The 6,994-nt window shown below is 55.0% G+C and carries 5 protein-coding genes; all 5 read right to left on the reverse strand.

Features of this window, described 5'->3' with window-relative positions; genetic code table 11:
* Window positions 1–5: 5 nt before the first annotated feature.
* Window positions 6–1,169, reverse strand: coding sequence for a hypothetical protein (locus tag RDM37_RS01330; protein WP_308554499.1), 1,164 nt, complete (start codon window positions 1,167–1,169; stop codon window positions 6–8).
* 19 nt (window positions 1,170–1,188) lie between these two features.
* Window positions 1,189–1,887 carry a ribonuclease H family protein gene (locus RDM37_RS01335; protein ID WP_308554500.1) on the reverse strand — a complete coding sequence of 233 codons (699 nt, stop codon included), beginning with the start codon at window positions 1,885–1,887 and terminating at the stop codon, window positions 1,189–1,191.
* Window positions 1,888–1,901: 14 nt separating this feature from the next.
* Window positions 1,902–2,942, reverse strand: a complete 1,041-nt coding sequence (locus tag RDM37_RS01340; RefSeq protein ID WP_308554502.1) for a tetratricopeptide repeat protein — start codon at window positions 2,940–2,942, stop codon at window positions 1,902–1,904.
* Window positions 2,943–2,954: 12 nt separating this feature from the next.
* Window positions 2,955–5,042 (reverse strand): transketolase family protein, encoded by a 2,088-nt coding sequence (locus RDM37_RS01345; RefSeq protein ID WP_374043009.1) that lies wholly within the window; start codon window positions 5,040–5,042, stop codon window positions 2,955–2,957.
* A 536-nt stretch (window positions 5,043–5,578) separates the two neighbouring features.
* Window positions 5,579–6,559: a leucine-rich repeat domain-containing protein gene (locus tag RDM37_RS01350; protein ID WP_308554503.1), complete on the reverse strand. Its 981-nt coding sequence runs from the start codon at window positions 6,557–6,559 to the stop codon at window positions 5,579–5,581.
* Between the last annotated feature and the right edge of the window lie 435 nt (window positions 6,560–6,994).

Genomic DNA, 6,994 nt, shown 5'->3' on the forward strand with positions numbered 1-6,994 from the left:
TCATCTCAGAGAGTGCGTAGGTAGGCGAAGTGTGAGGCGGTGGTGAGATCAGTGGAGGTGAGCGGGAGAAGACCCGAGCAGAGGCATCCAGTGTCGTCTAGGGTAGGGGCATCTGCTGTGGAGAGGAGTGCTTTGGCTCGTGGTGCCGAGAGGATGCCAAAGCGGTATTGGTCGTAGCTTCCTTGAGGGACGCGCTCACGGTAGAGGTCGAGGGCGTAATGCCCCATCGTGTAGCGCAGATTGATCTCGACCCACGGGTGCAGGGCGGTACGGCTGCTGACTCCATCGGGGCGGTAGGTGAGTAGGTCGATGCCGACGGCACCACAGTAGTAAGGCGCCACCTCACGGGAGAGGTAAGCTCGGTGCTGCGCTAGAGCTTGGGTGAGTTCATTAGGATCGGAGAGGCTCTCGGTGAGTTGTCGGAGCGTCTCCTCGGGAGCTTGGCAGAGGCTCTCTAGATAGCGTCCCTGGTCGTCCGTCTCGAAGGCGCTCAGTCCGACGAACTGCACCTCGCCTGCCTCGTCTATATAGTACTCGGCACCATAGTCCTGCATCTTGTCGAGTAGAGGCTCCACGAGGAGGGTGCCGTGCCGGCGCAAGAGCTTGCGAAGCGTCTCCTCAAGTTGGCTGTCCAGCCGGTTGATGCGCCAGAGTCCTCTCCCCGAACTGCTATACGGGAGCTTCACGAGACAGGGCCCCTGGGTCAAAAGCTCTACCAACTCCTCTATCTGCGTCATCATCGCCACACGACTGCGCCACGGCACGCTACTGTACTTCGCAAAGAAGCGCGCACTAGCAGCTCTCGTCCAGCAAGGCATCAGCTCCTGGGGCAGTTCGCTGTATGTCTCTCCACCGCTCAGCCCGTACTGCTTCGCCAAGCTATGCGCCAAGCTTCGCTCGTGCCCCCATAGTATGAGTTCCAAGTTTCCGACGTTCCCTTTCGCTATATGGCTCAGCTCACGGTCGGTCAAATAGGGCGAAAGGCTTTCGCTAAAAGGGTGTACCCACCACGAGGCTCCATCTAACCACGCTGGGACCGCCCAGAGCGGAAGGCTCCAAAGGGCGGAGCGTATCTGTCTAATAAGTCGTGGAGGGGTGTAGTGGAGTGGGTCGCCAGCCTCCAGAGCGACCTCGTGGCCGATGTTGCAGACGATGAGTGGCGTGCGCATGGCCTCAGTGACGGCGCGGCTACTTACGGCCGAAGTCTGCGGGGATCTCACCCCAAGCGACCGTGTCCCACTTCATCAGTGGTACCCGAAAGGTGTGCGTCTTCAGCCAATGTGTGGCACGCACGATCAGTTCGTAGGTCTTAGCACTACGTGGATCCGTCGAGTCGAGCCGCGTGCGGCAACGAGCCTGCGCCACCCAGCCGAGTGCCACCTTGCTGTCGGAGTAGATAGGCAGTGGCGGGAGCTTGCCCTGCTCCATCAGCGCCAAGGCGTGCACGATGGCTAGGTACTCGCCAATGTTGTTAGTTCCCCATGGGATCACTGCCCGAAAGAGCTCCGCGTGGCTAAAGGTGTAGACGCCACGATACTCCGTCACGCCTGGATTGGACGAGCAGGCGCCATCGACCGCTATCGAGTGGTTGAGGAAACCTTTTGGTGCGACCTTGTCACCGATCAACTGATCAGGAGCTTGTGCCACACTGTGCTGCACTTGTAGCTGATTGCTCTGTGGCTTAGCGACACGATGCTGCTGTCCCAGCTTGCGACCCTCATGGTAGCCTAGTTCGAAGGCCTCTTGCGCTTGCTCTGCCGTCGGGTAGGACTTATACTTAGCCCCTTGGAAGCCCTCGATCTGCATCTTGCAGTCTTGCCAATCATCATAGATGCCTGGCCGATAACCCTCCCATACGACGTACCACTTGCGCTGCTTGGCTGACATAAAGCTTGTCTTTTCTAGTAAAAGCCACCAGCGTACAGATTGGCGAAGTTGACTTCGCCCGCCTTTGTCTCTGCATCCTCGGGAAGGTCTGCCAGCAGTTGCTGCACTCCCTCACACTGCTCTGTGCGGTCGCACTCCTTATATAGTATAGCCGCATAGTCTAGGAGCGCACGAGTCGGCTGGGGGATCATATCTAGAGCCTGCTCCATCTCATCGGCAGCAGCCTCCTTGCCCCGCAGCTCCTCTACAAGATGCGCCAGGTGCATGTAGCCCTCCACGTTGAAAGGATCCGTCTCTACCACCTGTCGGAAAGCCCGCTCAGCGCGCTCCTTGTCGCCCTCGTGGTAAGTGATCAAACCCTCGTAAAGGTAAGCTCGCTCCTCCTCGGGAAACTTCTCAGCCGTCTCTAGAGCAACTGCCAAAGCATCCTCCCAACGTTCCAGTGCTATCAGCACCTTCACCTTGATCAGCCAGTAAAGTGGCACTTCGTCCGTCAGCTGTAATGCTTGGTCGATGGTCGCGAGTGCTTGCTCAGACTCACTTAGAGCCAGCTGCGCCTGCGCTTTCATACGGTGTAGCTCAGCTTGCTGAGCCGTCTCCAGCTCGGTCGCCAAGGCGCGCTCAGCGTAGGCGATCGTTTCGCTGTGCTGATCCAGCCCATTCGAGACTTTGGTCGCCTCATAGAGAGCCATCGGATAGTCAGGATAAGCCTCCAGTATGGTCGTCAGCTCGGCCATCGAACCCGCTAGGTCGGGCTTGCGCTGCAAAGCCTGCGCTAGGTAAAGACGACACTCAGGATCGTCGATCTCCTCCAGCGAAGTACGCAGAGCGCGTATCGCAAAGTCCACCTCGCCTATCTTGAGTGCACGGAGCGCGTCAAACTTCAGCGTGTTCGCCTTGAGCGTGTCCGCCCTAGGTTCAGACACCTGATCAGACACCTGCTCCGTTGCTTGCTCCGCTACCTCCTGCGTGACGTCAGTTGTCTCCTGCTCGACCTCTTCGGTTGAGACAGGAGACTTTTTATTTGATTTCTTGAAGCGTGAGAATAGTCCCATAGCTCTTGTTCCCTAGCGGCAAAGCTCCTCGATACGCTGTGCCACAGCCTCAGCGGTGAAGCCGAGCTTCTCATCGAGCACTGTGTAGGGAGCGGAGAAGCCGAAGCTCTCCAATCCGTGGATATGCTCCATATCTCCGACCAAGCGGAGGAGCGTCACAGGCAGCCCAGCGGTCAGACCGAAGCGTGCACCCCCTGCGGGGATCACGCTCTCACGATATGCCTCTGGCTGATCGAAGAAGATCCCTTCGCTCGGTACCGAGACGATGCGTAGCTTGTGACCCTTGTCCTTAAGTAGCTCAGCGGCTTGTACCAGCGTACTCACCTCACTACCCGAGGCGATGAGCGTCAAGTCTGGCGTCTCACCCGCAGGCGTTGTATCAGAGACCACGTAAGCGCCATGCTTCAACTGGCAAGCGCGCTCGTAGGTGGGATTAGGTAGGTCTTGGATGTTTTGGCGAGAGAGGATGAGAGCTGTCGGCGTGTGGAGGTTTTCCATAGCCATCTGCCAGGCGACTGTAGCCTCATGCACATCGGCTGGGCGCAGCACCTGTAGGGCACGACGACCCGAGTGATTGTGCAGATGCTCGAGGAGACGTATCTGCGCCTCCTGCTCGACCGGCTCGTGCGTCGGCCCGTCCTCACCAACTCTAAAGGAGTCGTGCGACCAGATGAAGATGACCGGTTGCTCCATCAGCCCAGCCATACGAACGACGGGCTTCATATAGTCTGAGAAGACAAAGAAAGTACCGCACGCCGCACGCATACCGCCATGCAGGGTGATACCCACGCAGAGCGCTGCCATCGTAAGCTCCGAGACACCAGCCTGGAGGAACTTGCCTGAGAAGTCGCCCGCCTCCAGAGCCTTCGTACCCTTGAGATAGCCGTCCGTCTTGTCCGAGTTCGAGAGGTCGGCCGAGGCAACGATCATATTGTCCACCCGCTTAGCCAGTTCGCCCAGCACTGTTGCCGAGGCGGCACGCGTTGCCTGATTAGCCTTCTGGGCTATCTCCTGCCAAGCCACATCGTAGGTAGGCTCTGCAGCAAACCAGCGGTCATAGAGCTTCGCCTGATCAGGGTGCTCCTTCTTGTATTTCTCCTGGATTTTGTACTGACCATCCCAGTAGGCGATCAGCTCCTCGCGACGATCAGCGTAGAAGGCAGCCACATCCTCATATATGGTAAAAGGATTGTTTGGGTCAGCACCCAGCGCCTCCATCGTCTTAGCATACGAAGCACCCGCCTTAGAGAGCGGTTGGCCGTGCGTTGCGATCAGATTAGCCAGCGGATTACCCTCCTCATCGACCGCCTTGTAAGCCATATTGGTGTAGCCAATGATAAGCGTCGGCGCGCCTGTCTCTTCGGAAGTCTCAATAGCGTCTTGTAGCACCTGACCCAGCGCTGCTGGGTCATTGCCCGGCACCTCAAAGACGTTCCAGCCCCACGCATCATACTTAGCCGCAACGTCCTCAGCCGTGATATCCTCGACACGCGTCGAGAGCTGTATGTCGTTGCAGTCGTAGTACATGATCAGGTTGTCTAGCCCTAGGTCGCCAGCGATGCGCCCCGCACCCTGACTGATCTCCTCCTGGATACCGCCATCAGAGATAAAAGCGTAGATACGTTGTGGCATCAGCGTATCGCCAAGACGGTGCTGGAGGAACTTCGCTGCGATGGCTGCACCCACAGCGTAGGTGTGTCCCTGCCCCAGCGGACCACTCGTGTTCTCGATCATACGGCTACGACAAAGCTCTGGGTGTCCAGGCGTAGGACTGCCCCACGAGCGGAAGGCTGCCAGTTCCTCCATCGTAAAGAATCCCGCCAGCGCCAGCTGTGCGTAGAGCATTGGCGACATGTGGCCGGGATCCATAAAGAAGCGATCCCGTGCGGGGTGCTCCGGGTTACGCGGGTCATAGCGCAGTTGCTCGGAGAAGAGGACCTGGATAAAGTCCGCTCCGCCCATAGCCCCACCCGGGTGGCCACTCTTAGCACGCTCGACCATCGAGATAGCGAGGGCGCGAATATTGTCGGCAGCACGCTCAGCGATGCTCATAGGATGCTCTTGGGTTGATAAAGTCTGATCAGTCATTTCGTTGCTCATAATGCGATAGAGGTTCTTTACTTAAAAGGTGAGACCTACGGCTCACGGGTAAAACTTACGACTTCAAAGGTACGAAAATTAGAGATTAGAAGTAAGAGAGCATCGGAGCTGTCGGAACTATCGGAGCAATCAGAGCGATCAGACGGGGAATCGCTGTCGGGACGCACTTTGCATATGTCTAATTAATTGACGGTGCAAAGGTAGCACAGCACGCAAAAGAGTCTACACTCTGGTGCACTCAAGGTCACCTTGAGACCTGCGCGCTCCTCAGCAGACCATAACGATGAGCGACTCAACGGCTGATTAGAGACTAGACGTCAGAGCGAGACGCATCCCTATCAGTCCTAGGATAAGCCTCATATTGAGTACCTAAACAAACTGCTACGCCAGTTTATCCCTAAGTCCTCTACTTTCGAGGACTTAACCGACGAAGACCTTAGACGCTTTCAGAACCTGCTAAACAATAGACCTCGTAAAAACCTAAACTATAAGACGCCCAATGAAGTCATCAAAAACATCATTCTTGAGAAATTGCATTAGCGGGTAGGCAAGCACACAGTTTTGGCGGGTGGAATGTACGCTTTCCAGTTTTTCTTCTTTGCTGTAGTTACGTCAGCAGCGCTACACCTATTTCTATCTCTTTTCTTAGAGGAGCGATTTACTAGATCAATAATACCACTACTCTTTCTCCTTCGATTGGGAAGACTATTCACCAACTTGGTCATAGCCTTGCCATTGATACAATTACTGGAGCAATAAAGAGTATTCAATCTAGCACACCCAGATATGTTCAAGTTAGTCAGCTGATTGTTGGAGCAGTTAAGCTCTTCCAAGGCGGTGTTCTTTGACACGTCCAAACTGGTCAGTTGATTGTTGAAACACCAAAGCGATGTCAAGGCGATACAGCCCGACACGTCCAAGCTCGTCAGTTCATTGTTGAAACACCAAAGCGATGTCAAGGCGGTGTTCTTTGACACGTCCAAGCTGGTCAGTTGATTGTAGGAGCAGTCAAGCTTTTTCAAGGCGGTGCAGCCCGACAGGTCCAAGCTCGTCAGTTGATTGTAGGAGCACTCAAGCTCTGTCAAGGCGGTGCAACTCGACACGTCCAAGCTGGTCAGTTCATTGTAGGAGCAGTCAAGCTTTTTCAAGGCGGTGTTCTTTGACACGTCCAAGCTGGTCAGTTGGTTGCCATCGCATATAAGCTCTGTCAAGGTGGCGCAGCCAGAGACATTCAAGCTGGTCAACTGAGTGGTCATGCAGTTAAGCTCTGTTACATCGCCTCGGATGGTGATCGTTTGGCTAGTGAGCCTGTAGGACTTGCGATTGACACCGTCCGTTTCTCCAGTCTCTTGAGCCCCCTCAATGGTGACGTTGCCATTGGCCTCAACCCTCAGTTTGATTTTCTCTCCAACGGCCTTGGAGGTGGTCATGGTGATGACACCTTCGGCGAGGAGGGAGCTGCTCGCGAGCAGCGTGCCGATGAAGGCGAAGAGCCAGATGCGGAGTTGTTTGCTCATAGTGTAGCTAGAGATTAGAAGTTAGAGATTAGAAGTTAGAAGTGACGGGGAGCTGTGAGGGCTTTGCCGTGTGAGTGATGTTTCCTGCGAAGTTATACCTTTACTTTGAGGTATGCAAGAGATTGGAAAATAGAGGTTAGGAGTTAGAGGTTAGCTCGCAACAATAATTTAGAGTTGGAGACGTATCGATACGGGGCTGTGTCGGGAAAAACTGATTTCCACGTGGATATTTCGAAATTCCCACGTGGGAATTTTTTATTTCCCAGGTAGGAAAGAAAAAATTCCTCGGAGGAATCAAATGAAACTTCGGAGGAAATGTTTGACGCCCACGTGGGAAATAAAAAATATCCACGTGGAGATTTGAGATTTTCCACGTGGATATGTCCTCTTCCTGAAAAAAGTACACAGTTGGGAAGGTATTACTGAGATGGTACT

This window comes from uncultured Porphyromonas sp., from assembly GCF_902489635.1.
Lineage (GTDB): Bacteria > Bacteroidota > Bacteroidia > Bacteroidales > Porphyromonadaceae > Porphyromonas.